The organism is Gelidibacter salicanalis (assembly GCF_007997285.1).
GTDB classification, from domain to species: Bacteria; Bacteroidota; Bacteroidia; order Flavobacteriales; family Flavobacteriaceae; genus Gelidibacter; species Gelidibacter salicanalis.
In genome coordinates this window covers 369,233-393,949 of sequence record NZ_VORX01000001.1, presented here as the reverse complement: position 1 = coordinate 393,949, position 24,717 = coordinate 369,233, and the positions used below count along the sequence as shown (strand labels likewise).

The 24,717-nt window shown below is 38.4% G+C and carries 26 protein-coding genes; 11 read left to right on the top strand and 15 right to left on the bottom strand.

What is annotated here, in order from left to right; translation table 11 throughout:
* The first annotated feature begins 9 nt into the window (after positions 1-9).
* The 11 genes from ccoS (at position 10) to ES711_RS01670 (ending at position 9,414) form a co-directional block, all read left to right on the top strand.
* The gene (gene ccoS / locus ES711_RS01720; protein ID WP_146889056.1) at positions 10-195 is read left to right on the top strand and encodes a cbb3-type cytochrome oxidase assembly protein CcoS; all 186 of its coding nucleotides are present in this window, start codon (positions 10-12) and stop codon (positions 193-195) included.
* Positions 196-205: 10 nt separating this feature from the next.
* On the top strand, positions 206-2,389 hold the full coding sequence (gene ccoN / locus ES711_RS01715) for a cytochrome-c oxidase, cbb3-type subunit I (protein WP_146889053.1): 2,184 nt from the start codon (positions 206-208) through the stop codon (positions 2,387-2,389).
* 5 nt (positions 2,390-2,394) lie between these two features.
* On the top strand, positions 2,395-2,580 hold the full coding sequence (locus ES711_RS01710; RefSeq protein ID WP_146889050.1) for a CcoQ/FixQ family Cbb3-type cytochrome c oxidase assembly chaperone: 186 nt from the start codon (positions 2,395-2,397) through the stop codon (positions 2,578-2,580).
* Positions 2,577-3,509, top strand: a complete 933-nt coding sequence (locus tag ES711_RS01705; protein WP_146889047.1) for a cbb3-type cytochrome c oxidase N-terminal domain-containing protein — start codon at positions 2,577-2,579, stop codon at positions 3,507-3,509. The genes ES711_RS01710 and ES711_RS01705 overlap by 4 nt, the downstream gene beginning before the upstream one ends.
* Positions 3,510-3,576: 67 nt before the next feature.
* A complete protein-coding gene (gene ccoG / locus ES711_RS01700) occupies positions 3,577-5,001 on the top strand; it encodes a cytochrome c oxidase accessory protein CcoG (protein ID WP_146889044.1) in 1,425 nt (474 codons plus the stop codon).
* Between the two features lie 96 nt (positions 5,002-5,097).
* On the top strand, positions 5,098-5,544 hold the full coding sequence (locus ES711_RS01695) for a FixH family protein (protein ID WP_146889042.1): 447 nt from the start codon (positions 5,098-5,100) through the stop codon (positions 5,542-5,544).
* Positions 5,545-6,246, top strand: coding sequence for a sulfite exporter TauE/SafE family protein (locus ES711_RS01690; protein ID WP_146889039.1), 702 nt, complete (start codon positions 5,545-5,547; stop codon positions 6,244-6,246).
* Between the two features lie 89 nt (positions 6,247-6,335).
* Positions 6,336-6,770 (top strand): RrF2 family transcriptional regulator, encoded by a 435-nt coding sequence (locus ES711_RS01685; protein WP_146889036.1) that lies wholly within the window; start codon positions 6,336-6,338, stop codon positions 6,768-6,770.
* Positions 6,771-6,873: 103 nt separating this feature from the next.
* The gene (ric, locus tag ES711_RS01680) at positions 6,874-7,605 is read left to right on the top strand and encodes an iron-sulfur cluster repair di-iron protein (RefSeq protein ID WP_146889033.1); all 732 of its coding nucleotides are present in this window, start codon (positions 6,874-6,876) and stop codon (positions 7,603-7,605) included.
* 170 nt (positions 7,606-7,775) lie between these two features.
* Positions 7,776-8,981: a hypothetical protein gene (locus tag ES711_RS01675; RefSeq protein WP_146889030.1), complete on the top strand. Its 1,206-nt coding sequence runs from the start codon at positions 7,776-7,778 to the stop codon at positions 8,979-8,981.
* Entirely contained in the window at positions 8,953-9,414 is a 462-nt protein-coding gene (locus ES711_RS01670; protein ID WP_146889028.1) for a hemerythrin domain-containing protein, read from the top strand. The genes ES711_RS01675 and ES711_RS01670 overlap by 29 nt, the downstream gene beginning before the upstream one ends.
* A gap of 1 nt (position 9,415) precedes the next feature.
* On the opposite strand, the gene ES711_RS01665 is transcribed toward ES711_RS01670, so the two are convergent.
* The 15 genes from ES711_RS01665 to nirK form a co-directional block, all read right to left on the bottom strand.
* Complete coding sequence (locus ES711_RS01665) at positions 9,416-11,413, bottom strand: TonB-dependent receptor plug domain-containing protein (protein ID WP_146889025.1); 1,998 nt, start codon at positions 11,411-11,413, stop codon at positions 9,416-9,418.
* Positions 11,414-11,536: 123 nt separating this feature from the next.
* Complete coding sequence (locus ES711_RS01660) at positions 11,537-12,382, bottom strand: hypothetical protein (protein WP_146889022.1); 846 nt, start codon at positions 12,380-12,382, stop codon at positions 11,537-11,539.
* Between the two features lie 103 nt (positions 12,383-12,485).
* Positions 12,486-12,881, bottom strand: coding sequence for a hypothetical protein (locus tag ES711_RS01655; protein WP_146889019.1), 396 nt, complete (start codon positions 12,879-12,881; stop codon positions 12,486-12,488).
* A gap of 72 nt (positions 12,882-12,953) precedes the next feature.
* Positions 12,954-13,736, bottom strand: a complete 783-nt coding sequence (locus tag ES711_RS01650) for an ABC transporter permease (protein WP_146889016.1) — start codon at positions 13,734-13,736, stop codon at positions 12,954-12,956.
* A complete protein-coding gene (locus ES711_RS01645) occupies positions 13,729-14,436 on the bottom strand; it encodes an ABC transporter ATP-binding protein (RefSeq protein WP_146889013.1) in 708 nt (235 codons plus the stop codon). The genes ES711_RS01650 and ES711_RS01645 overlap by 8 nt, the downstream gene beginning before the upstream one ends.
* Positions 14,430-15,665: a nitrous oxide reductase family maturation protein NosD gene (locus tag ES711_RS01640; protein ID WP_146889010.1), complete on the bottom strand. Its 1,236-nt coding sequence runs from the start codon at positions 15,663-15,665 to the stop codon at positions 14,430-14,432. The genes ES711_RS01645 and ES711_RS01640 overlap by 7 nt, the downstream gene beginning before the upstream one ends.
* A 4-nt stretch (positions 15,666-15,669) precedes the next feature.
* Positions 15,670-16,107: a nitrous oxide reductase accessory protein NosL gene (locus ES711_RS01635; protein ID WP_146889007.1), complete on the bottom strand. Its 438-nt coding sequence runs from the start codon at positions 16,105-16,107 to the stop codon at positions 15,670-15,672.
* Positions 16,108-16,135: 28 nt separating this feature from the next.
* The gene (locus ES711_RS01630; RefSeq protein ID WP_146889004.1) at positions 16,136-16,756 is read right to left on the bottom strand and encodes a hypothetical protein; all 621 of its coding nucleotides are present in this window, start codon (positions 16,754-16,756) and stop codon (positions 16,136-16,138) included.
* Between the two features lie 153 nt (positions 16,757-16,909).
* Positions 16,910-18,871 carry a Sec-dependent nitrous-oxide reductase gene (gene nosZ / locus ES711_RS01625; RefSeq protein ID WP_146889001.1) on the bottom strand — a complete coding sequence of 654 codons (1,962 nt, stop codon included), beginning with the start codon at positions 18,869-18,871 and terminating at the stop codon, positions 16,910-16,912.
* Between the two features lie 22 nt (positions 18,872-18,893).
* Positions 18,894-19,478, bottom strand: coding sequence for a fasciclin domain-containing protein (locus tag ES711_RS01620; RefSeq protein WP_146888998.1), 585 nt, complete (start codon positions 19,476-19,478; stop codon positions 18,894-18,896).
* A gap of 11 nt (positions 19,479-19,489) precedes the next feature.
* Positions 19,490-19,978 carry a c-type cytochrome gene (locus ES711_RS01615; RefSeq protein ID WP_146888995.1) on the bottom strand — a complete coding sequence of 163 codons (489 nt, stop codon included), beginning with the start codon at positions 19,976-19,978 and terminating at the stop codon, positions 19,490-19,492.
* A 321-nt stretch (positions 19,979-20,299) separates the two neighbouring features.
* Positions 20,300-21,553 carry an alginate export family protein gene (locus ES711_RS01610; protein ID WP_146888993.1) on the bottom strand — a complete coding sequence of 418 codons (1,254 nt, stop codon included), beginning with the start codon at positions 21,551-21,553 and terminating at the stop codon, positions 20,300-20,302.
* Between the two features lie 35 nt (positions 21,554-21,588).
* The gene (locus ES711_RS01605) at positions 21,589-22,296 is read right to left on the bottom strand and encodes an SCO family protein (RefSeq protein WP_146888990.1); all 708 of its coding nucleotides are present in this window, start codon (positions 22,294-22,296) and stop codon (positions 21,589-21,591) included.
* A gap of 2 nt (positions 22,297-22,298) precedes the next feature.
* Positions 22,299-23,078, bottom strand: a complete 780-nt coding sequence (locus tag ES711_RS01600; protein WP_146888987.1) for a formylglycine-generating enzyme family protein — start codon at positions 23,076-23,078, stop codon at positions 22,299-22,301.
* Between the two features lie 148 nt (positions 23,079-23,226).
* Positions 23,227-24,672: a copper-containing nitrite reductase gene (nirK, locus tag ES711_RS01595; RefSeq protein WP_146888984.1), complete on the bottom strand. Its 1,446-nt coding sequence runs from the start codon at positions 24,670-24,672 to the stop codon at positions 23,227-23,229.
* Between the last annotated feature and the right edge of the window lie 45 nt (positions 24,673-24,717).

Below are 24,717 nucleotides of genomic sequence, written 5' to 3'. Positions count from 1 at the left end.
TAAATAGGTATGAGCGTTATATATATTTTATTGACTATCAGCATTATAGTTGCTGTCATCTTTTTTATTGCCTTTATCGTGGCCGTTAGAAGTGGCCAATATGATGACAGTTATACCCCTTCCGTCCGCATGCTATTTGAAGACGAACTCGTAAAAGAAAAACCAAAAACATCAAAACTAACTAATCAAGACTAATTATTTTACTATGGAGACGCAACAATTTTATTACGATAATAAAATCGTCAAAAAGTTCCTATATGCCACCATGTTCTGGGGTGTAATAGGAATGTTGGTGGGTCTATTACTGGCTTTCTTATTTCTTTTTCCGAATTTAACTGATGGTGTTTCATGGTTGAGCTTTGGTAGATTAAGACCACTGCATACCAACGCGGTAATTTTCGCCTTTGTGGGGAACGCTATTTTTGCCGGTATTTATTATTCGTCACAGCGCTTATTAAAAGCCCGTATGTTTAGTGATGCTTTGAGTAACTTCAACTTTTGGGGATGGCAGTTAATTATCGTAGGTGCCGCCATTACCCTTCCTTTAGGGTTTTCATCATCAAAGGAATACGCCGAATTGGAATGGCCTTTTGACATTGCCATAGCAGTAGTTTGGGTCGCTTTTGGATGGAACCTTATCGGGACGATTTTAAGAAGACGCCAACGCCATTTATATGTGGCTATTTGGTTTTATATCGCAACGTTCGTAACGGTTGCGGTACTCCATATTTTTAATAGTTTAGCAATTCCTGTGAGTGCTTTTAAAAGCTACTCGGTATATGCAGGGGTTCAGGATGCACTCGTACAATGGTGGTACGGGCATAATGCGGTGGCGTTTTTCTTAACCACACCGTTCTTAGGACTGATGTACTATTTTGTGCCTAAAGCGGCCAATAGACCGGTGTATTCTTACCGACTTTCCATTATTCACTTCTGGTCTTTGATTTTTATCTATATCTGGGCAGGACCACATCACTTATTATATACAGCATTACCAGAATGGGCACAAAACTTAGGTGTGGCCTTCTCTATAATGTTATTAATGCCTTCATGGGGAGGGATGATTAACGGACTTCTGACACTTCGTGGAGCTTGGGACAAAGTAAGAACTGACCCTGTTTTAAAATTTATGGTCGTTGCCCTGACCGGTTACGGGATGGCCACTTTTGAAGGCCCAATGTTGTCTTTAAAAAATGTTAATGCCATTGCACATTATACGGACTGGATTATTGCCCACGTACACGTTGGTGCTTTAGCTTGGAACGGATTCTTAACCTTTGGGATGATCTATTGGTTAATTCCACGAATGACTAAGAGCAAATTGTATTCTATTGGTTTAGCCAACGTTCACTTCTGGATTGGTACCTTAGGGATCATCATGTATGCGCTACCATTATATGTTGCTGGGTTTATCCAAGCAAGTATGTGGAAACAATTTAACCCTGACGGAACTTTAGTATACGGTAACTTCTTGGAAACTGTTACTGAGATTATGCCAATGTACTGGATGCGTGCCATTGGTGGTACCTTATTTATCACCGGAATGTTGATCATGTGTTATAACGTGATCCAAACCATCAGAAAAGGTAGCGAAGTGACCGATGAGTTGGCTGAAGCTACGGCATTACAGCGTGTTTCTAAAAGCCGTGTGGCTGGAGAACACTGGCACAGCTGGTTGGAGCGTAGACCAATTCAATTGACTATTGGTGCTACAATTGCCATCCTTATTGGAGGTATTATTCAAATTGTACCAACCATTATGATAAAATCAAATATTCCGACCATTACCAGTGTAAAACCTTATACGCCGCTAGAATTGGAAGGTAGAGATCTCTATATACGCGAAGGTTGTGTGGGCTGTCACTCTCAAATGATTAGACCATTTAGGGACGAAGTAGAACGTTACGGCGAATTCTCTAAAGCAGGTGAATTTGTTTATGATCATCCCTTCTTATGGGGAAGTAAACGCACGGGACCTGACTTACATAGAATAGGCGGGAAATATTCTGACAACTGGCATTTCAATCATATGTATGATCCGCAAAGCACCTCTTCAGGGTCGATTATGCCGGCTTACAAATGGATGATCACTACAGAATTGGATAAGTCCAATACAGAAACCAAAATGCAAGCTATGGTGAATTTGGGCGTTCCTTATACTGATGAGGAAATTGCCAACGCACAACAACACATGGCTGACCAAGGCGAACAGATTGAAAAGAACCTGTATTCTGACCCAGACTTTGTGGCCTCTTACGAAACAGACAAGAATAGTAGTGGTGCCGACTTCGTAGAGATGCGCGATCGGGAGATTGTAGCCCTTATTGCTTACTTACAGCGCTTAGGTACTGATATTAAAATACAAGATTTAGAAACGACACAAAACTAACAACCATGCTAAAATTTGTAAAAAACCATATGGACAGCATTGCAGGTATTGAAATATACCCGGTGATTTCCTTACTGATATTCTTCACATTTTTCGTAGCGCTTTTCTGGTGGGTATTCACCGCCAAAAAAGACTACATTGATAGAATGAGCGATATTCCTTTAGACAACCAAAACGACACAACACTATGAGACATTTACTTCCATCTTACGTAAGGGTGCCTTTGATATTCTTTATCATCTGGGGTCTGATTGAAATTTTCGTAGACTCGGGTAATGAACCTGCATTTATCAGCAATCCGATGATTTTGTTGTTTCTGGTCTTGGTACTCTTACTTCTTCTGGCTATAGAAGCGATTATTGCAGCACTTGAAAACGTGATGTATCAAAGCTTGGACGACACGGCCAAACTGAGATTTCGTGCCTCAAAAAATTCACCTTCCAAAATTGGAGAATGGATCAACACCACCTACACAAAAATGCTGGGATCCAAACCGATCGAAAAAGAAAGCGAAATTGTACTTGACCATGATTATGATGGGATTAGAGAATTGGATAATGACCTTCCACCATGGTGGCTTTATGGCTTTTACGCCTCTATAGTCTTTGCGGCGGTCTACCTGATCCGTTATCACGTTTTTGATGGCGAAAATCAGTATGAAGAATTGGAAACTACTTTAGAAATCGCTAAAGCAGAATTAGAAGAGTATAAAAAAACGGCAAAGGATTTGGTAGATATCAACTCCGTAGTAGTACTGACTGACCCGGCAGATTTGGCCAATGGTAGAACCCTTTATGAAGCCAATTGTGTGGCCTGTCATATGGCTGATGGCGGCGGCGGTATCGGACCTAACCTAGCGGATGAGCATTGGATTTTAGGTGGTGGTATCAAGAACATTTTTAACACCATTAGTGAAGGTGGCCGTAGTGGAAAAGGAATGATTGCCTGGAAGTCTACCTTAAAACCAAATGAAATGGCACAGGTTGCCAGTTACATAATGACTTTTGAAGGAACAACTCCCGCAAAACCAAAAGAGCCAGAAGGCGATATCTGGAAAGGTGAAGGTACGCCACAAAACGCGGATGCTTCACCTGACGAGGTCACTTCTACAGAAGAGTAATTGATACCCTATTTCCAAGTTAATATTAAAGAAATAGGATCAAACAATAGATAAAAAAATAAGACAAGTGGAAACTCCCCAAAACGAAAGCTTTAGAGATACTATTGGCACCCTGACTGAAGAAGGGAAACGCAAATGGGTCTTCCCTAAAAAACCTAGTGGCAAATTTTACGACTATCGTAAATGGGTCAGCTACGGGCTTCTGGCTTTCTTTTTATTGGCGCCTTTTATTAAAATAAATGGGAATCAGTTCTTAATGTTCAACATTTTAGAACGCCGTTTTAATATTTTCGGGTTCCCTTTTTGGCCACAAGATTTCCATTTGTTTGTGATCTCTATGTTGATTGGTGTGATTTTTATTGCGCTGTTTACAGTAGCTTTTGGACGGATTTTCTGCGGATGGATTTGCCCACAGACCATTTTTATGGAAATGGTGTTTAGACGTATTGAATATTGGATTGATGGCGATAGAGGTGCCCAAATGCGTTTGGACCGTCAAGAGTGGAATGCAGAAAAAATTAGAAAGCGCGCGGTAAAATGGTTCTTATTTTTAGTGATTTCTTTTGTTATTGCCAACGTCTTTTTAGCGTATTTAATAGGCAGTGACAAGTTGATCACCTACATTACAGATGGCCCAATGGTTCATGCCAGTACTTTTATTTCATTGGCTATTTTCACCGCAGTATTTTATTTTGTTTTTGCATGGTTTAGAGAGCAAGTCTGTATCATTGCCTGTCCTTATGGAAGGTTACAAGGTGTTTTGTTAGACAATAAATCCATTGTGGTGGCGTACGACCATAAACGTGGCGAAGCAGAGAATGGCAGAAAGAAATTCCGTAAAAACGAAGACCGTGAAGCGCTTGGCCACGGCGACTGTATTGATTGTTTTCAATGTGTTAACGTGTGCCCTACAGGAATTGATATTAGAAATGGGACGCAGTTGGAATGTATCAACTGCACCGCCTGTATTGATGAATGTGACCATATCATGGAAAGCATCAATCTGCCTAAAGGACTTATCAGGTACGCCAGTGAGGAGAACATAGAGAATAAAAAGAAATTTGAATTCACACCGCGTCTCAAAGGGTACTCTGCAGTATTGCTCATTTTAACAGGTTTGCTTATCGGGATGTTAATGTTGAGAAATGATGTTGAAGCCCGTGTCTTGCGACTCCCAGGTCAATTATTTGAGCATAAAGATGACAATATTATCAGTAATGTATTTACCTACAAACTCATCAATAAAACAACGAAGGAAATATCTGAAATCAACTTTAAATTGAGAAGTTATAAGGGAATCATTAAAGTTGTTTCGGCAGAAGACCGCTTTACCGTGCCAAGTCAGGGTTTGGCGGAAGGCACTATGTTTATTGAAATTCCGCAAAGCGAATTGGGATCGGATAAGAACAAACTGATGATTGAGGTTTATAGCGATGATGATTTAATTGAAACGACCTCGGTTAACTTTTTAGGGCCAAGAAGTTATAAGTAGTTAGAAGTTATTACTGCCTTGGCAGATTTTAGGTAACTTAAAAAAGTATACTATTAATTAAAAAAATGTTCCTGCCTTGGCAGGACTATTAAGATTATGAAATTTAATTGGGGTACAGGTATTGTTTTAGCATTTATAGGCTTTATAAGCTTCATCTTATATTTTGTGATTTCTATGACAGTCAACAAGAAGTATGAGCATGATTTGGTTACTGAGAACTATTACGCCCAAGAGTTGGAATTTGAAAATGAGCTGCACAAGCAAAGAAATGCCCAAGCTTTAGATCAAGATCTATTATGGGCGCATACTGAAGACGGATTGGTCATTAGCTTTCCAAAAGACATGTCGCCATCAGATATTACAGGCAAAGTGTTCCTATACAGACCATCTAGTAAACAATTAGACTTTGAAAGTGCAATTTCATTGTCTGACCATAATTTGCTCATACCTGACAAACGTTTATTAGATGGTCGTTGGAACATTAAAGTCGATTGGCAATATAAAGGCAATTCTTACATCTTCAAAAAAGATATCACCTATTAAATGCTGTGGTCTGCACTAATATTCGGTTTATTGGGAAGCTTCCACTGCGTAGGTATGTGTGGCCCTATCGCGTTTATGTTGCCTGTAGACCGTACCAATTCTACCAGAAAAATAGTTCAAATTTTCACCTACCACTTCGGTCGTATTTTGGCTTACAGTCTGATTGGACTCTTCTTTGGTTTGGTTGGTAAAAGTCTTTATATTTTTGGGTTGCAACAGCAACTTTCAATTTTGATTGGTATTTTGATGATTGTCGTAGTGCTGATCCCAACAAAAACATTCAATACGTATAATTTTTCCAAACCCATTTACAGGATTATTTCTAAGGTAAAGTCCTCCTTAGGACAAGCCCTCAAGAAAAAAACGGCAGATACGTTTCTAACCATTGGTTTCTTAAACGGCTTCCTCCCTTGCGGTCTGGTATATATGGCGGTATTCGCCTCCTTGGCCATGGGAAGTGCTTTAGAAGGCAGTTTGTATATGACACTTTTCGGATTGGGAACCATTCCTTTAATGACTTCAGCCATCTATTTAGGTAAATTCTTAAATACCAGTGTAAAACAGCGCATTCAAAAAGCCATTCCTGTTTTTGTGGTCATTATCGGTCTGTTGTTTATTTTACGCGGTATGGGCCTTGGCATTCCTTACCTCTCTCCTGCGCCTGCAATGGAAATGGTCCAAGGTGATATAGAATGTCATTAATATTTTATAAATTAGGCCACAAATTTTAATGCGGATAATTTTGTCCTATTTATAATTTAGTGTATCTTTGACTAACCAACATTAAGATTATGTTTTCTAAAGCTTGCGAATACGGAATAAAGGCCTCTATTTATATCGCCACCAACTCTTATGATGGGCATCGGGTGAGTTTAAAAGAAATTGCACAAAAGATAGATTCTCCCGAAGCATTTACCGCCAAAATTCTGCAAGATTTAGTAAGACACAAGATTATCAGGTCGGCTAAAGGCGCTTACGGTGGCTTTGAAATTCCTAAGAATGAAATTTCAGAGGTTAAACTGTCACAAATTGTCAATGCCATAGACGGCGATAGCATTTACAGAGGCTGTGGTTTAGGCCTGCATGTGTGCGATGAAAACCACCCCTGCCCAGTACATGATCAATTTAAGGATATTAGAACGCAATTAAAAGACATGTTGCAAAACACTAATCTTGAGCAGTTGGCCCTAGACATAAAGTCTGGTGTGAGCTTTCTAAAACTTTAAAAAAAAATTTGAATACAAATAGGATAAATTTATCCGAATTAAGAATTGTTTAATTTAATACACCCTATAAAAACATCCTTTTTAAAAGGATTGGGACAAATTTATGGAAACATTACAAAGAGATTCACAAAAACAGATCGGTCAATTTGTGGCTGAAGATTTTAGAACCGCAGCTGTATTTTCTAATTATGGTATTGATTTTTGCTGTAAAGGCGATAGAACCGTTGAAGAAGTATGCAGTAAAAACAAAATCGATATCGATGAATTATTAACGAAATTGGAAGATGCTCAATCCTCAAAAAGTCCACAATCAATAGATTACAAATCCTGGCCATTAGACCTACTGGCAGACTATATTGAAAAGAAGCATCACCGTTATGTTGAGGAAAAAACACCTGTGTTGCGTCAGTTTTTAGATAAACTCTGCAAAGTACACGGCCAAAGACATCCAGAGCTGTTAGAGATTACCGCCTTGTTTATTGGTTGCTCTAAAGAATTGGCTTCACATATGAAAAAAGAAGAGTTGATCCTCTTCCCTTTTATCAAAAGGATGGTGAAAGCACAATCAGAAGGTTCTCAAATAGAATCGCCTCAATTTCATACGGTCGAAAATCCTATTGCCATGATGAAAGATGAGCATGAAGCAGAAGGCGAGCGTTTCAGAAAAATAGCAGAATTAACTGACAATTATACCCCACCTGCTGATGGCTGTAATACGTATAAGGTAACCTTTGCAATGCTTGACGAATTTGAAAAAGATTTGCATTTACATATTCATTTAGAAAATAACATTCTGTTTCCGGAAGCAATTAAGCTTGAAACATCTTTAAAATAATTTTTATTTGGTTTTGATTGTTGAAGTGGCACTTCCTTTTCATAACTCAATCTACTGTAGCTACCTGCGTTTCTAAGAGGGGATTCGAGTACTAGTATGATGAGTTATGATAGGAAGTGTTTTTTCTATCTATCAATATTAGTTACTTTAGACGACCAAATCTGTCTTAAATGCAAAAAAAACTTATCGCTGTTTGTCTGATCAACTTTCTGATTGCCGCTTTAATGGGCTTGGCATTACGCTACATTTTTGTACAACCTCTTGGCATAAATTTTAGATACCTTACGCATGCACATTCCCACGTTGCCATGCTGGGTTGGGTTTATTTAATGCTCTATCTATTAATTGTACACTACTTTATTCCAGAAAAAAAGCCCATTTACAACCGCTTATTTTGGGTAACGCAATTTGCGGTTGTGGGTATGATGGTTAGTTTTCCTTTTACGGGCTATGCTGCCATTTCTATTACATTTTCCTGTCTGCATATTTTTTGTAGCTACTATTTTGTAAGATTGGTCTGGAAAAATCACCAAGTTTCCTCCCCGCCTATCCGTATGTTATTAAAATCGTCTTTGGTGTTTATGCTGCTCTCCACCATAGGTGTTTGGTGCCTGGGTCCTGCCGTGGCCATTTTGGGTCAAGCTTCAGCATTTTATCAAATTGCCATACAGTTCTTCTTACATTTTCAGTTTAATGGTTGGTTTATGTTGGCTGTTTTGGCTGTATTTCTGCATCAATTTCCTATAGATGGGTCAGCGCTGTTTAAACGGTTTTTCAATACCCTTATTGCCGCAACCATCCTCACATTTGCCTTGCCTGTAAGTTGGTTTCTCTTCCATCCGTTATGGCTGCTCGTTAATGCCATAGGCGTGGTATTACAACTTTTTTCAGGGTATTATTTCCTACAATTGCTAAAACCACACTGGACTACCTTCTGGTCTGGAATTTCAACCCTGACCAAAGCGCTATATGGGTTGGCACTGATTTCATTTATCCTCAAAATAGTATTGCAAACCGCTTCAATTATTCCTCTAGTGGCTCAAATGGCACACCAATACCGTAACTTCGTTATTGGATTTATCCATTTAATGATGTTGGGCGTTATCAGCGGATTTTTGTTTGCTTTTTTATTACAGAAGTATCCAAAAACAAACACGAACAAAAGCCTAAGTTTTGGTATTTATACTTTTATATTAGGGTTTGTTTCCACAGAAATACTACTTATACTTCAGGGTATATATTATTTTTTTGGATGGGGCATGTTACCACAGTATTATCTCATTCTGCTGTTATGCAGCATCTTTTTGCCCTTGGGCATCTTATTTTTCATATTAAATCTCAGAAATTATGACACAAAAACCCTTAAAACGACATAAAGCATTGCAACCTTTAAGTAGAGAGCACCATCACGGATTATTGCTGTCTTGGAAAATCAGAAGTGGATTCAGTAAAAACATTGAAACCAAGCGGATCAAGGCCTATGCAGACTGGTTTTTTGAGAACCATTTGATCCCTCACTTTACTCTGGAAGAAACGCATATTTTTACCATTTTGGATGAAGACCACGAATTGGTCAAGCGCGCCTTGGCGGATCATAGACGGTTAAAACGTCTGTTCACCAATGGCGAAGATGCCACTAAAAATCTTCATAGAATTGAGGAAGAATTAGAGCAGCATATTCGTTTTGAAGAACGCACCTTGTTTCCTGAAATTCAGAAAGCAGCCACCGAAGAACAATTGGCACTCATTGCCGAAATCCATCATGAAGAGGGATTTGTGGACAATGTAGAGGATGAATTCTGGCGTTAATTTAACGGATAACAAAAGACATGTTCATATACAAATTACGACCTTGTCTGGGAATGTTATTCCAATCTGCATAAGTTGAATAGCTCGCATCCAAAATATTTTCGACTCCATATTTCAGGACAACTTTATTGTTTTGAATAGTCAATTCATTTCCTAAATTCAGATTTAAAATTGCATATCCAGGTGTCTCATCTTCACCATAAAAACTGCCATAGTTACTTTGGTTGCCATTCCCTTCCAACTGAAGCGCGGCATTAAATTTTGATGTGTAATAGTTTACCTCAGCGCTATAGGAAAATGGTTTGATCAATGGCAGGTTCTCATCATTACTGCCGGTTCCATAATTATAGCCTAGGGTTCCATTGAAAGAAAATGAACGTGACAGTTTATAACTTGAATTTATGTACACGTCAAATATGCGGGCATTGGACAACGCGCTGTACATTCTGACACCGTTAGCACCAATGGTCATGGGGCTCAAACTTTCGTCAATGGTTCCAATGATATAGTCCATGATATAGAAATAAGAGGTCTCTACACCTATATGAAAATTACGCTTATGGTAATTGGCCTTAAAATTAGCTTCCAAAGCTTTTTCGTTCTTTAAGGTTGGGTTTCCTATATAATCATAATTATCAAAACTATTGAAGAGGAAAAAACCATACCCTTCATTTACTGAAGGCGCTCTTTCACCATAGCCTACACTAAATGATACATCATAGTGCTGCTTTTTAAACGTATAATCTGTAGTAAAACTTGACAATACTCGGTTTTTTGTATCCTCAATGCTTGAATAGAAGATCTGAAGACTTTCCAAACCTGTTTTTTTAGCGATTTCATTCTGGTGAAATCCAACTCTCACCGCTGCAGACAGAGACGCATGGTCATTAAAGGCGTACACATCTTTAGCATAGATTCCAGAATATAAAGTTCTGATATCAGGCCAGGTGTACATAAACATTGCGGATTGATTAGGATCATTTGGGTACATGGTCATTTCAGCCAAAGAACGGTTGTAAAACCCGTTAAAATTCACTGAAAACGAGTGTTTATTGATAGTCATGGTAGCTTTACTGTAAAAGCCATACGTATCACTCCACCCAGGCATATCCATACGTATAGGGACATTAGGACGTTTGGAATCGTCCATAACGTGTGTAATGGTATTGAAATATATTTTCGACTCCAACGATTCGATAAACGTAGAGTCACTTGTATAATTATGGGTCACCGAAGTGATCAGCGCTTCTGCAAGCGACACATCCATCGTCAGTGCTGGATAGCCCACATCTGTAGCTTTATCATAAATAATGGCGGCATCAAATGTATGTTTAACATTGAGCTTATACCCGGTTTGTAATGAAATATTATACTTCTGAAATTGTGAGTACAATACTTCTTGACGATCACCGGCATCATAATTATCTGATTTCCGAAAAATCCCATCCGCATTTAAATACACACGATCTCCGGAATAGTCAAGGTCCAGACCGCCTGTTTTATAATTGCCGTTGGTTTCGTAACCTAAATCGACACTCGTTTTTAATCCAGATTGGTAGAATTTAGCATTTGGCAATTGCAAATCGATGCCGCCCCCAATGGTATGACCGTTCTCAGAACCGGATTGTCCTGACCCAACGCTCACTTTTTGTAAATTTGACACGTCCACATAAGAAGTGATGGGATCCATTTTATCTGTACATGCTCCAAATATTTGCATGCCATCAATAGTAATGTTTAAACGTTCGCTATTCATGTTGTTCATGGACGGTTCCCATGCATAATTACCGCGTTTGATCATGGTAATTTTATTCGATTTTTCTAAATAATCATCTATACTTGATAAGGTTTTCTCTTGACGGTAATTGCTTAATTTACGTCGGCCAATTAACGTAATCTCTTCTAATTTAGTCGTATCCTTTTGAGTATTATTGTGTTCTTGAGCGTATATAAATGCGCTACAAAACACGCAAATCGTAGCTAGTATTAGCTTTTTCATTGTAATATTGGTTAAAAAACATCACGTCTGTCAGAGTGAGATTTGTTGAAAATTCAATATGGTTTCGACTGCGCTCAACCTGACAGAACGATGTGTTTAGATAGCTTTTTAAAATAAGATGGATTAAAATTCAAGTTCTAAATAGAGTGAACTTTTTGGATGGTCTTCAGTGACTGGCTCTCCTTTAAGGAGCTCTCCAGCAGCATGTAACAATTGTAGATTGAGTACCCAATAGCCGGTCATGGTTAAGGATAAATTACCCTCATACAATTGTTCTGCACTATTGTAGATTAAATCCGTATTGTTGGGAGAACTGTGGTTTCCCATCCCAGGCATACGCGGATCCGAGGTCATTCTGTAATCTTCAACTACCTGAAATGACATCATGGTTTCCATTGCAAACAAGCCTACTTTCAACTTATTAATAGCTATTTTAGGTTCGTCTGGTGCCATCAGGGCCAGCACATAACGCTTCTCATCAGCACCAGTAAAACTGGTCACATTTTGAAATTCGCTTTGCATCACCACAATATCTGAACTGGCATTATAGGTGTTGCCATCAATTGTATAATCAATAGATAGCGACCATCCTGAACCATCGAGATTTGTCATTTGATAGACAATAAAACCTTCATAAACGGTCTTCATTCCTAAGGCTTTTGAAATATCAGATTTTGGTGAAGAATGCGCTGTAGTTGGCATTTGCATGAGCGGCATCCAATTTATTGAGGCATTCTCCACATACCTATCAGTGGCGTTATCTTTGATGCGCAAACTAATCGTGTTGTACCCTGTTTCAAATTTGCCAGTTTCATTGAAAAGCTCAATGGTGTGTGTGTTATTATCAATTTCTTGAATTTTGGAAAGATCTTCCACTTCGTTTATTATAGGATCAGTATCGTCTTCTGAAGAACAGGAGAGTGTAAATAGGGCGATACATAGGGTTGGGATAATATATTTTAGTTTCATTTTTTTGAGTATTTGGTTATAATAAATTGTAAAACCTCCTGCTCGCTCGTATTTACAAGCCAGAAAAGTAAAAAACCATTGTTTTTTTTTATACCGAAAAGAATTAACTAAAATTTGGTGGTGGGGTCTCGATATCCTGATATCTGAGAATGAGGTGATTTTCGAAATGAAAATGCGCATTTCGAAGTCTTGTGAAAGCTACGTTTTCAACCGCTGCACGCTCTATTTGAAATAAACAAAATACATCTAAAGACAGGCGTCTTGTTTCTTGAGCAGGTAAGTCAGTATTAGATTCTGGTGTACTTTGTTTGATTTCTTTGGTCAACTGGCACTTTCCGTTACAACCTTGCTGGTTGTCTTTTTGGATACAGAAATTTTTTGCTATAACGGCTTGGTTCGCTAAAAAATCGCCAATAATCACGAGGGTGTTGATATTATGTGCGAATAATATAAACACCAATAAAAAGGCTGTGATTTTATGTGCGATGCCTGCAATCATATTACAAATTTACGGACTTTGATCTCAACTTGAAGTGACAATGGTCACAATTTAAATGCCATCTGAAATACTTTAAAAATCCTTTTTCTTCGATTTATAGACGATTCGTAATACCGGTACAATTACCCATAAACTTAAGGCTATAAATGAAACAATCAAACCGTAATTGGTGCCAAAAAACTGTTTAAAAATGGCGCCTGTATATCCAAGTAATGCTGAAATATCCAATTTTAACAATATCAAGGTTCTCGATAAATCTATAGGATTCAGCATGGTGCCAATTAAGGACACCTTATCTAGTGGATACTCTTCAAATCCTATCAACACCAATAAGAAGATGCCGTCATAAATAACCGCTAAAAAGAGCCACAGTAAGATGGCATATCCAAATCCTTTGATCTTATTTTCATTGGAAAGTGCAATGTTAAAAGCGAGCGCAGTAAAAATTAAGGTCAAAAATGTACCCGTTATCAACAGCAAGGAGAAATCCCAGATGGCACTACTCTCGAACAGCCCGTAAAACACAAATGGCAATCCCAATCCTAAGATTAAACTCATGGAGAGCGAAATAGCGACGCCCAGATATTGTCCTAAAAATATGGAAGAGCGTTTTAACGGTTGCGCCAACAGGAGCTCCGTAAATTCCTTAGAATTATAATAATACATCACTCCAAAAATAGTTCCAATCAACGGCACCAGAATGATGATGACATTCATTAGGGTGATGACCGCTTTTGATAAATCGTTATTTAAAAATAATAAGACGATGCCGAGCAGGAGATAAAATGCAAAATAGACATAGCTCCAACGGCTACGCATCAGGTCATAAAAACTATATTTTAATATTTTAAGCATGGTTGTCAGTTAAGATGGACGCAATAGCATGTTCAAAATCTGGCTGATTGGTCTTGGTTTTTAATTCTGTTATGGTTCCTTTAAAGTAAATTTTACCTTCCAAAATGAAGACTATTTCGTCTGAGATTTCTTCAACAAAACTCATAATATGAGACGTGATTAAAATGGTTTTTCCTTTTTCTTTTTCCACTTGGATCAAATCTTTTAAGCGAAGCATTGAAATTGGATCCAAGCCTGACGTAGGCTCATCTAAAATAATGATGGGACTGTCAAACATAAACGTCAACACGAGATTCACTTTTTGTTTTGTACCTCCCGAAAGTTGGCCTAATTTTTTATCCAAAAACGGCGTTAGTTTAAACAATTCTATCAGACGCTCATCTTCTTTGGTGGATTTCCGTAAATCTTTAATCATTTTAATCAGTTCCTTAACTTTTAAGTTGCTTGGGAAATTTGCTATTTGCGGCAAATAATCAATCTGGTGCCGGTAATCTGAATTCTTAGTTATGTTTTTACCCAAAACCGTAATCTCACCCTTATCAGGAATAACCATTCCTAATACCGACTTTATTAAGGTGGTCTTTCCAGAACCATTTGGCCCCAGAATGGCGAATATGCCGCCTGCACCAAAACTTAAATCCAGTCCGCTTAAGACCTGGTTTTTTCCGAATTTTTTACGTAAATTTTGTATCGTTACCATATGGCTTTTTTCATTAAAGGGTTATTGTCCAACAAATCATCTGGGGTGAAAACAGGCGATACTTTTTCAGAGAAATCAATAATATCGATAAACATACTCCGCAATAAAATGATGGTTTCTGGGGTGCGATTGACGATGTATGAAAACAATTTCACAGGTCTATAAGGGATATCGCCAATCCCGTTTTTATTTAAATCATAACCGGTATAGCTGCTCCAATAATTTCGATCGAATGTATTGTCGTTAACATTACTATTGTAGGCAATATCAAAAGAGTTGTATAAAAAATTGTTTTCGGTGAAGGTATTGGTGTAGCAAGCACCGCGCACTTTAATGGCCCAACCATTATTCCTGAAATTATTGTGTTTGTAAATAATGCGGTTAGATCCTTCAATGCTAATACCGATAGTGTTATCGTGAAAAGTATTGCCAATTATTTCTGCATCATTGATTTCTTTCAGCAACATGCCGTAAGAAGCGGTTCCCCAATTATCCTTAAACAAATTATTATACATCTTTATCCTTTTGGAAAACATGACTGCCACACCGGCGCCGTTATTAGAAAATACATTATCTTCATAAACGTCGTCATTAGAGAACATAAAATGCAGGCCATATCTCACGTTTAAGGAGCTCAGATTGTTTTTGATGGTACAAAAATCAGAGAATTCTAGATAAATGCCATCCCGCACATGTTGAACAGTGTTATTTTCAATTTGAATATTCTTACTGTACCATAGCTGAATCCCATTTCCGGAGTTGTATTCTTCTACCGCATCTCCGATGATCTTATTATTTAGGATCTTTCCGTCACTAGATCTTTCGACATATATTCCGAAAAAAAGCTTTTCCAGAACAACATTTTGAATGGTAAAATTTTTACTCCGTTTCACACGAATAGCAGCATAATCTGATGTATAGCTTGTGCCTACATTTTTAATCATCAATCCGTCAATGGTTACATTATCTGAGATTATGGTAATAATTTCACCTTTCAGTTCACCATCAATAACAGGTTGGTTCCTTCCGATGATGGTGAGTGGTTTATCCACGTTAAGATTATGTTCTTTATAAACACCTTTTTTAACGACTATGGTATCAAATGCTTTCGCCTGGATTATGGCTGCCTGCACTGAAGTGATCGCACAGGTTTTACACACTTCTAAAGTTTGGGCAATAATTGGCCCCGTCATCAATATGACGCACATAAAAACGACTAACTTTTTCATGTTTCTAGCCTTTAAGATGCGTTAATAGTTCCTCCCAAGAATACAAATCGCCGCCTTTTTCAGCCTGCATCTTCTCAGCATCTGCTGTACTTTTAAAAGCTGAGAGATAAGCGCCCATAGGGCTTGGAATATTTTTGCTGATCAAAAATGTTGCTTTTTTAGCATTAATCAAAGTCCCCGGTTCCGAAAAATCATTTGAGAGAAAAAGCTCGATCTCAGTAGTCTCAAAATCATCCATAAAATTGACCATACATTCAGTTGCGTCAAATTTATAAGCTTTATTTTTTTTGGTGACAATTTCGGCCGCATGGGTTTTATCAACAATGGTCATTTTACAAAAACTGCAGCCATCATTACCATAATCTATGGCTTTGGGAGACACAGTGCAATTAAACATGACAAGCAATAAGGCAAGAATTGAATAGTGTTTTAGTGTTTTCATGAGTTTAGTGTATTAAAGCATGCATGGCTTACTGTTTGGTTACCTTAACGCTGGCCCTTCTGCCTAACCAGAATGCCACCAGGGTTAAAGTCATACCAGCAAACATCAGATATCCGCCTGTATGTGGTAAAGAGGTTACATCAAAATTTAGCAATTTTTGAAATCCAAATAGTGGTGGCTTATAGGACATTGGTGAACCGTCTGGATTGGTCACTTTAATAATTGCATTGGGATCTAAATCACTGCCGTAAGAAATCAACCAATTATTAAAATCATACATCCCAAGAAGGCCTAAAACGGACATTAATAAAAACCAACCTAAAAAGAATTTATAGCTTACTTTTCCAAAAAAACCTAATACACCAATCGCGACACCCAAGATTGACATGCCTAAAATAACTTTTGGAAACACGGAGAATTCCCACATTTCTTCAGGTTTTGGAATAGTTTTCATCCCGATATAATGATTAATGCCATCAATGTTTTGTAAATCAAATTCTTCAACACCTTTAATTCCATCAATATAAATATTCATACCCAGCGGATCTGGATATTGAGGTGCTCCAAGCATGATGTTCCAAAGGGGGAATTTAAAGAGTCCCAATAATAGTAAAGAACCGAGAATCATTATAATGCTAGCCGTTTTCATCTTGATTAATTTAGTAATGTTAATGATGTGGAAACTAACCACATAATCTCTTTAGTGATTTAAAAAAGAAAGGCGAGAGCGAAATCACATCCCTCGCCTTTCATAGGAAAATAAACACTAAAACAAAACTTCCCTATCTGTTAATTTTTAAAACTAGTCACCTAAAGACCAAGACAGTTCGATGTTGGAATCTGCAGGAGACACACGCACATACCCTTGCATTTCTTGGTGAAGTGCAGAACAGAAATCTGTGCAATAAAATGGCCATACTCCTACTTTCTTTGGTTCCCATGTTAAGGTTCTTGTTTGACCTGGAGAGATTAACAACTCAGCATTGTTAGCACCAATCATCGCAAAACCGTGTGGTACGTCAAAATCCTGTTCGAGGTTAGTCACGTGGAAATACACTTTGTCCCCTACTTTTACACCCTCAATATTGTCTGGAGAAAAGTGACTGCGAATTGTGGTCATGTACACATGAACGTTTTTACCATCGCGTACCACTTTAGTCTCAGCATCAACAGTTGCTTTTCTTGGGTGCTTGTTCTCTGCTAACCTATAAATCTTTTTAGAATTATTTTTAATGATTTCTGCAGGTATGGCAGCTGCATAATGCGGCTCACCATGAGTTGGGAAATCTAATAACAGTTCCATTTTATCCCCTGAAATATCATACAACTGTGCTGAATGCTCCATTTCTGGGCCTGTAGGTAAGTAACGGTCTTTGGTGATTTTGTTCATGGCGAACATATATTTACCAAACGGCTCTCTTGAATTACCTCCAGGAATTGTTAAGTGGCCAACAGAATAGTAGGTCGGTTTTCTATCCAGAACTTCCCAAGTCCCCAATTTCCATTTTACAACTTCAGAAGAAATAAAGAAAGTTGTGTATGCATTTCCTTTCCCGTCAAATTCTGTATGTAACGGGCCTAAGCCTGGCTGCTCAACTGAACCTGCCAATACATCTTCAAATCTCAGGATTGGAATACCGTAAGCATCACCGTCAAATTTTTTCTTTTCGATGGCATCCAACATTTTAGTAAATGAATGCACCGTTAGATTGGCTGATAATTTACCATTACCAACAATATATTCTCCTGATGGATCAACGTCACAACCGTGTGGCGATTTTGGTGTTGGCAATAAGTAAATTGCGCCAGGGATCTCTGCAGGATCTACAACCCGTACTTCTTTTTTCATGGTTGACGTTGCAGTATGCGTCGCTTCATCATGTAAGTTATGAGCATAGTCAGCTGGCATCATCTTACCACCGCCATTATTTACGTACTCCTCAATTTTTTTCCAATTGATAGCAGCAATAAAATCTTTATCATTTTGAGAGGCATTAACCTCTAGCAATGAGCTTGCCTCTTCTGTATTATAGGTCGTAAAGAAGAACCAACCGTGCGATTTTCCACGCCCAGGGTGTGATAAGTCATAGTTAAAGCCTGGCATAAGAATTTGGAATTTGATATCCATATGTCCGTGTTCAGGATCTACGGAAATAAAAGTTAAGGCTCCTTTAAAGTTACCTTTATAATCTTTAATTGGCATGTCTCTTTGAGGTACCGGCACAGAAAAACGTGTCCCCGCAACTACATACTCTGTGTTTTCTGTAATGAAAGAGGAACTGTGGTTACCTGCGCTATTTGGAACTTCAATAATTTCTTCTGTTTCAAATGTTGTCAAACTGATTCTAGCAATACGTGGGGTATTGTTCCCATTGATAAAAATCCAACGTCCATCCAATTTTCCATTGGTTTGAGAGATATCTGGGTGATGTGAATCATCCCAAGGAATAAATCCAAAAGATGTTTCTAACATAGGCTTGGTCTCTTCAGAATACCCATAACCATTTGTTGGAAACTGGGAGAACACGGGAATCTCTTTAAACATACGTCCAGAAGGTAAGCCGTAAACCGTTAGGTTCCCGCTATATCCTCCCGATAGGAATGCATAATGCGAGTCGTGTTCACCTGGCGCCACGTAAACTTTTTCAGCAACATTACTTGCCAAAGCGCCTGATCGGCCTTTTGAGTTTTCTGAATTATTGCAACTTGTTAAACCCGCCAGGACAGCGACAAGAGCAACTGTTATTTTTAATGTTTTTTTCATGGTTTTTGCATTTAGGTAAATGTTAGTTATTTTTATTTGGAGGCAACAATACTTTGTCTATGACGTGGACAATTCCGTTACCCGCAGGTAGGCTAGCAATGATTTTAGCGCCGCCAACCATAGGTTCACCATCGATAACTTCTATTTGTACATCTTGATTGTTGGCTTGTCCAAGTTTCTTGAATTTGGTTAAGAACTCTTTTGAATAGTTACCAGGAGTTACGTGATATTTGAGAATATCAGCCAGGACATTTTTGTTCTCAGGCTTTAATATATCCTCAACGGTTCCGGCTGGCAAGGCTTCAAAAGCAGCATTGGTTGGTGCGAAAACCATTAACGGTCCTGCGTTTACCAATGAATTCTCCAATTGTGCTGCTTGCACGGCAGCCACCAACGTAGAATGATCTTTTGACCCCATCGCAATCTGTAGAATATTGGGGGTGGCAACATCATCTTCAATAAAAGCTTGACCTTTATTATTGTTATCTAATGGCTCTGAAGTTGTCGTTGCTGTCCGTGCTTCTGGTTGTTGTTCTTTGTTCTTATTGCAAGACGTAAACGCGACTATTAAAATAAGAATGCTCAAGAATTTAAGACTTGCTTTCATAAGACAAATATTTATAAGGTTCTAAAATACTCTAGTACCGCCCTTGCTTCTTCTTCAGACAGATGTTGGTTTGCCATTGGCGCACCATTAAATTCCATCAATAAATCCTTAGCAAGAGGATCTTGTTTTACCATCTCTTCTGGATTTAAAATCATATTCATGATCCATTCCGGTGATCTTCGGTTTAAAATTCCAGTAGGAGGAGGACCAATGAACTTCTTATCAGCTTTATGACATGCCGTGCACATTTTTTCAAAAACATCTTTTCCGTGTGCTGCCATCGTCTGATCAATATCATCTGCCATTGTTACTGATGATATTGGTCCTACACCTTTATTTGCCAGATCAACACGGGTAGATGCTGGTTCTGTAGATTTTGGTGCAGCTTGTTCAGAAGGAGTGGAGTTCTCATAAGGAGAATCTTTCTTCTTTTCTCCATCACCACACGCCATGAATAGCATCATGCCTAATCCTGTAATAATCATTACTACTTTTTTCATTGTGTCTAAGTTTAATTTATTATTAAATTCTAAAACCCCATTCATTGAAACAGAACGTGAGCTCTATTTTTGGTTTTATTTAACAAATTTAAAATCTTAGCGCCTCATAAAACATGATAAAAATCATATAGAGGATAAATTTATCCTATTTAAAATAAAGATTATTCCAGAAAGCTGTGACCTTAACATCATTTTCTCATTTATAAAAAGAAAACCAATAACTATTTTAAATTTGTCAAAAAAAAAGCCCTCAAAATTCAGAAATGAATTTAGAAGGATTTTTCTAATGCAATTACAGGAGGGCCGCCTGTAACATAAGTCTCATTTTGTATGTCTAAAAAGTGTTGGTTTAAAGACGAACATTGCCCATGCCCAATTAGTGGTGGCATCTTTATTTCCACTTTTTAGCAGTTGCATGGTCTCTGAAGCAAACATTTGAGAATATCCCATCTGAAAATCGATGTCGTTAGCAATTTTATAGCCTAATGACACATCAATTTCGGTCCCTAAATAGTCATCTTGAACGCGGCCATTGAGATCCACGACAGTTGCAGCAGCAGAAAATACGTGCGGGATAAGTTGGAAGGTCCATTTCTCATGCTGATATTTTATCGGGAGATTGATATCCAATAAACCCACCGTATTGATATGGTTGCCTACATAAAAATAATCCATCCAACCGTTGAATTTATGATTGGTCCCGAACAATGGGTTGAATGATGTGATATCGGAATCCGTACGATTCATAGACGTTCCTGAAAGATATTCGGCGCCAATGCCAATATTTAAATGCGTAGTAGTCTGTAAGTGTAAATTCCCTGCCACATTATAGGCATTCAAATTACGATTTGCAATCTGCCCTGTTTGGTAATAAGCAGAAGCATTTGCTTTCAACCTCTGTTTCCCAAAAGCGAGATATCCCCCAAATGTTTGATTGTAATCTACTTCCTGTGTGCCGTCCTGATCAAAAGTAAAACCTGTATTCAGCGCTAGCAGACTTAGGTTGAAATCATCAAAATTGGTATGGTACCGCACGTATTGAAAGGCCTTGTAATTGTTAACGTTATAATCGGTTTTAAAAAGCGTTTCGTCCTCTTCATTCAACGCTAGCCCTAAATCGAGACGATTGTTAGCGTTGGGTTGGTAAGTTGCTATAAATGCATCATGACTACGACCAGTTTGTGCCCAATCAACATTTCCAAAAATGCGGGAATCGTCGTATATAATCTCTTGACGTCCCATTTTGAAGCTAAATAAAGAGTCTAATTTAAAAGAAGCCCACGCTTCATGAATGGCGGTACCGTTAACATCATTTGCTGAGAGCGTGCCCACATCACCCCAAGTCCGTACATTCTGTAAGGATATATAGGCCTGCAACCTTTCGCTGCCATAGTTAAAATTAAGTCGGGACCGTTGCGACACGAAGGTAGCGGCATCCGCATTGTCAGGCACTAATGTTTTATAACCATGTCTATATTCAACCCGTGGCCGTAATTGAAGATCGATTGCAAATTCTTGGGCAAAGGTAGTAAGACCTAGCGTGCCCAGACACGTGAAGATAATAAGCTTTTTCATGATTTATTGAATTTTAATAGGATGCTATTAACGTTTTATTGTGCTAGGGCGTCCTCAATATGTTTCACGGTAGCATCTGAGTTTACCCCAAGTCCCTCTTGCTGGAATGCCAGCTCCCCTTGCTTGTTAAACACGCTGATGATATTAGAATGCGAAAAATCTATAGGCGAAATCTTTTTGTAATTAACTGCTAGTACTGCTGAAAATTCTCGCGTATTATCTTCTGATGATCGCAAGAACAACCAAGGCGCTTTATCCATGACATTCTCTTCTGCAAAAGCCTTTAGGCGCTCGGGCGAATCGGTTTTAGGATCGATGCTGACAAAGATCATTTTTAAATGGTCTTTGGCATTTTTAGGAAGTCGTTCTTCAATGTTTCGCATATCTGCCACCAACCTTGGGCAAGCGGCTTTGCAAGAAGTGTAAATCATCACCACGACTAACACATCGCCTTTCAAATCTTCCAACTGAAGATCTTCACCATTTTGATTGGTCCAGGTAGAGGTTAAATTGAAAATGGAAGTTTCTGATATGTCATCGGACGCTAGGTCTGACGCTTTTTCAACAGGAACTAAGTCCATCTTACACACCGGACAGCTCCCAGGAGCATCATACGTTTTATCGCCTTCACACTCCATCGGACAGTAGTAAGCTACCTCATCTGAGGATTTAGCCGTCTCATTTTTACAGGCAGATAAGCCGATAAAAAAAACGCTACACAATAGAAATAATAATTTTTTCATCTTTATTTAATGTTATCAGCGTCTTTAGCGCATCTAAAACCTAGATTTTTAATGGTATAATTTGCTTTGACACTTCCTCTAAAGGCATAGCGCATAAATGCTGCATAATTCATTAAATCTGTAGAGCCTAATGAGGCACTTCCGCAGAAGAGATTGTTATCTTTTTCATTATCCTTACGGGATTCTCCCGAAAGTAAAACGGAATTGAAATCAGAGGTCCATTCCCATACCAAACCGTGCAGATCATGTATACCCCAAAAGTTTTTTGCATTTTGGCCAATCTCGTTTTCATTAGATCTTGGCGCTTCATACCATGATAGAATCTTTTCGTTATAAGATTTTTTAACGCGGGCATCTTTGACGGTTTCATCCGCCATTGCCGCGTATTCCCACTCATCCATAGTTGGTAAACGCTTGCCCTGACATTCACAATACGCTTTTGCCGCAAACCAACTGACATAGGTAACGGGGCTGTTCAGCAATTCAGTATCATTCAGTTCAAGATCGTTCTTCCAGTTTCTTAAATAAGAGCCATCTGCAAATATTTTCTTTGCTTTGGATTTTTGCCACTTTGGAACGCTTTTTACGAATTGAAGGTACTCTTGGTTAGTAACAGGATACACATCCAGTTGAAAGTCATTCACAGCAACAACTGTGGAATCTCTCCCGTATAAAGGAATGTATCTTGCCCCATCAATACGAACCATACCTTCAGATTGCCCAAAACTAAACATATGGATAAACAGTAACACAAAGGACAATCTGAAGAATTTGGTGCGCATAATTTATTGGTATTAGGGATTAGGTATGTGGTATTAGGTTTGGGAGATGAGTTTCGTTGTTTATTTCGATTTCAATTTCATTTTCAATTTCATTTTCAATTTCAATTTCAATTTCAATTTCGATTTCAACTTCAATTTCCCCTATACACTATTTACCACTCACTTTTTTAACCATTGCTGGCGTTACGACTGTTTTGTTATTGCCCCAACTGTTGTACACATAGGTCATCACATTAGCAACTTCCTCTTGAGAAATCATTTGCTTGGTCATGATACTGTTGTATTTCTCACCATTTACGGTAATTTCTCCACTTAATCCATGAAGCACAGCACTAATGGCTCTATCAACATCAGCATTAAGATAATCAGACTTTGCTAAAGGAGGGAATGCACCGGCAATACCTTGTCCTTCTGATTGGTGACACGCAATACAGGTCTGACCGTAAATTTGTTTTCCAAATTCCATTTGTTCTGCAAACGATTTTGCTGGAATATCAGATTCTTTAATCTCATCAGTGGTTGGCATGGTTTGAATACCTGGTCCTTCTGGAATGTAGATGTTATCCATCAACTCTCCTGAGAATATTTTCTTATTTTCTTCTCCTTCTACTTTCAGCATCCCCAAGGCACCTTTATTAAATGCTCTGAAGATGGAGTGATCGACCAAAATAAATGTTCCAGGCACTTCCACCTTAAATTCGACAATAGCTGCACCACCAGCAGGAATTAATGTGGTCTGAACGTTGGTATTTACGAGATCTCCACCTTCAACATACACTTTGTCAAAAATTTCTCCAATAACGTGGAAGGACGATACCAACCCAGGACCACCATTACCTACAAATAGGCGGACTGTTTCTCCAACCTTAGCGGTTAAAGCGCCGTCTCCCGTAAGAGAACCTACTTTACCATTAAATACCACGTAATCTGCTCTTTCATCAACAGCTTTTTGCATATCAAAAGGTTGTAATCCACGCTCGCCATTGGCACCTTTGGTGTAAAAATCGCCCTGCATAACGTAATACTCCTTATCTACTGGAGGTAAACCGCCTTCTGGTTCAATTAAAATTAGACCGTACATTCCGTTGGCAATGTGCATCCCAACAGGAGCCGTAGCACAATGGTACACATAAAGACCTGGGTTCAACACTTTAAAAGAGAACACTTTTTCATGGCCTGGTGCCACAAAAGAAGATTCTGCACCTCCACCCGGTCCGTTCACCGCATGTAAATCAATGTTGTGGGGTAATTTATTGTCTGGGTGATTTTGTAAATGGAATTCAATTTCATCTCCAACACGAGCGCGGATAAAACTACCCGGTACCGAGCCACCAAAAGTCCAGTATACATAACGTACACCATCAGTAATTTCTCCTTCTTCTTCAAGGATTTCCATTTTAACAATGAGCTTTTTAGCTTTACGCTTTCCTACAGGTGCAGGTACGTGAGGCGGGGCGGTCAATTCCGCAATCATTTCTCGACTTACGGGAATCTCTTCAGCAGAAGCATATTCAGTTTTCTTGTCTTTAAAGCAACTGAACATTAATAGTAACGACAGTAGCGACACTGATTTTAATAGAGTTTGTGATTTCATGTGATAAATTATTTAGTGTTCAAAAATAAATTTTTAAATATAGGA

Coding starts and splice junctions, on each gene's coding strand:
- ccoS (WP_146889056.1), top strand. CDS start 10: ATGAGCGTTATATATATTTTATTGACTATCAGCATTATAGTTGCTGTC.
- ccoN (WP_146889053.1), top strand. CDS start 206: ATGGAGACGCAACAATTTTATTACGATAATAAAATCGTCAAAAAGTTC.
- ES711_RS01710 (WP_146889050.1), top strand. CDS start 2,395: ATGCTAAAATTTGTAAAAAACCATATGGACAGCATTGCAGGTATTGAA.
- ES711_RS01705 (WP_146889047.1), top strand. CDS start 2,577: ATGAGACATTTACTTCCATCTTACGTAAGGGTGCCTTTGATATTCTTT.
- ES711_RS01695 (WP_146889042.1), top strand. CDS start 5,098: ATGAAATTTAATTGGGGTACAGGTATTGTTTTAGCATTTATAGGCTTT.
- ES711_RS01690 (WP_146889039.1), top strand. CDS start 5,545: ATGCTGTGGTCTGCACTAATATTCGGTTTATTGGGAAGCTTCCACTGC.
- ES711_RS01685 (WP_146889036.1), top strand. CDS start 6,336: ATGTTTTCTAAAGCTTGCGAATACGGAATAAAGGCCTCTATTTATATC.
- ric (WP_146889033.1), top strand. CDS start 6,874: ATGGAAACATTACAAAGAGATTCACAAAAACAGATCGGTCAATTTGTG.
- ES711_RS01675 (WP_146889030.1), top strand. CDS start 7,776: ATGCAAAAAAAACTTATCGCTGTTTGTCTGATCAACTTTCTGATTGCC.
- ES711_RS01670 (WP_146889028.1), top strand. CDS start 8,953: ATGACACAAAAACCCTTAAAACGACATAAAGCATTGCAACCTTTAAGT.
- ES711_RS01665 (WP_146889025.1), bottom strand. CDS start 11,413: ATGAAAAAGCTAATACTAGCTACGATTTGCGTGTTTTGTAGCGCATTT.
- ES711_RS01660 (WP_146889022.1), bottom strand. CDS start 12,382: ATGAAACTAAAATATATTATCCCAACCCTATGTATCGCCCTATTTACA.
- ES711_RS01655 (WP_146889019.1), bottom strand. CDS start 12,881: ATGATTGCAGGCATCGCACATAAAATCACAGCCTTTTTATTGGTGTTT.
- ES711_RS01650 (WP_146889016.1), bottom strand. CDS start 13,736: ATGCTTAAAATATTAAAATATAGTTTTTATGACCTGATGCGTAGCCGT.
- ES711_RS01645 (WP_146889013.1), bottom strand. CDS start 14,436: ATGGTAACGATACAAAATTTACGTAAAAAATTCGGAAAAAACCAGGTC.
- ES711_RS01640 (WP_146889010.1), bottom strand. CDS start 15,665: ATGAAAAAGTTAGTCGTTTTTATGTGCGTCATATTGATGACGGGGCCA.
- ES711_RS01635 (WP_146889007.1), bottom strand. CDS start 16,107: ATGAAAACACTAAAACACTATTCAATTCTTGCCTTATTGCTTGTCATG.
- ES711_RS01630 (WP_146889004.1), bottom strand. CDS start 16,756: ATGAAAACGGCTAGCATTATAATGATTCTCGGTTCTTTACTATTATTG.
- nosZ (WP_146889001.1), bottom strand. CDS start 18,871: ATGAAAAAAACATTAAAAATAACAGTTGCTCTTGTCGCTGTCCTGGCG.
- ES711_RS01620 (WP_146888998.1), bottom strand. CDS start 19,478: ATGAAAGCAAGTCTTAAATTCTTGAGCATTCTTATTTTAATAGTCGCG.
- ES711_RS01615 (WP_146888995.1), bottom strand. CDS start 19,978: ATGAAAAAAGTAGTAATGATTATTACAGGATTAGGCATGATGCTATTC.
- ES711_RS01610 (WP_146888993.1), bottom strand. CDS start 21,553: ATGAAAAAGCTTATTATCTTCACGTGTCTGGGCACGCTAGGTCTTACT.
- ES711_RS01605 (WP_146888990.1), bottom strand. CDS start 22,296: ATGAAAAAATTATTATTTCTATTGTGTAGCGTTTTTTTTATCGGCTTA.
- ES711_RS01600 (WP_146888987.1), bottom strand. CDS start 23,078: ATGCGCACCAAATTCTTCAGATTGTCCTTTGTGTTACTGTTTATCCAT.
- nirK (WP_146888984.1), bottom strand. CDS start 24,672: ATGAAATCACAAACTCTATTAAAATCAGTGTCGCTACTGTCGTTACTA.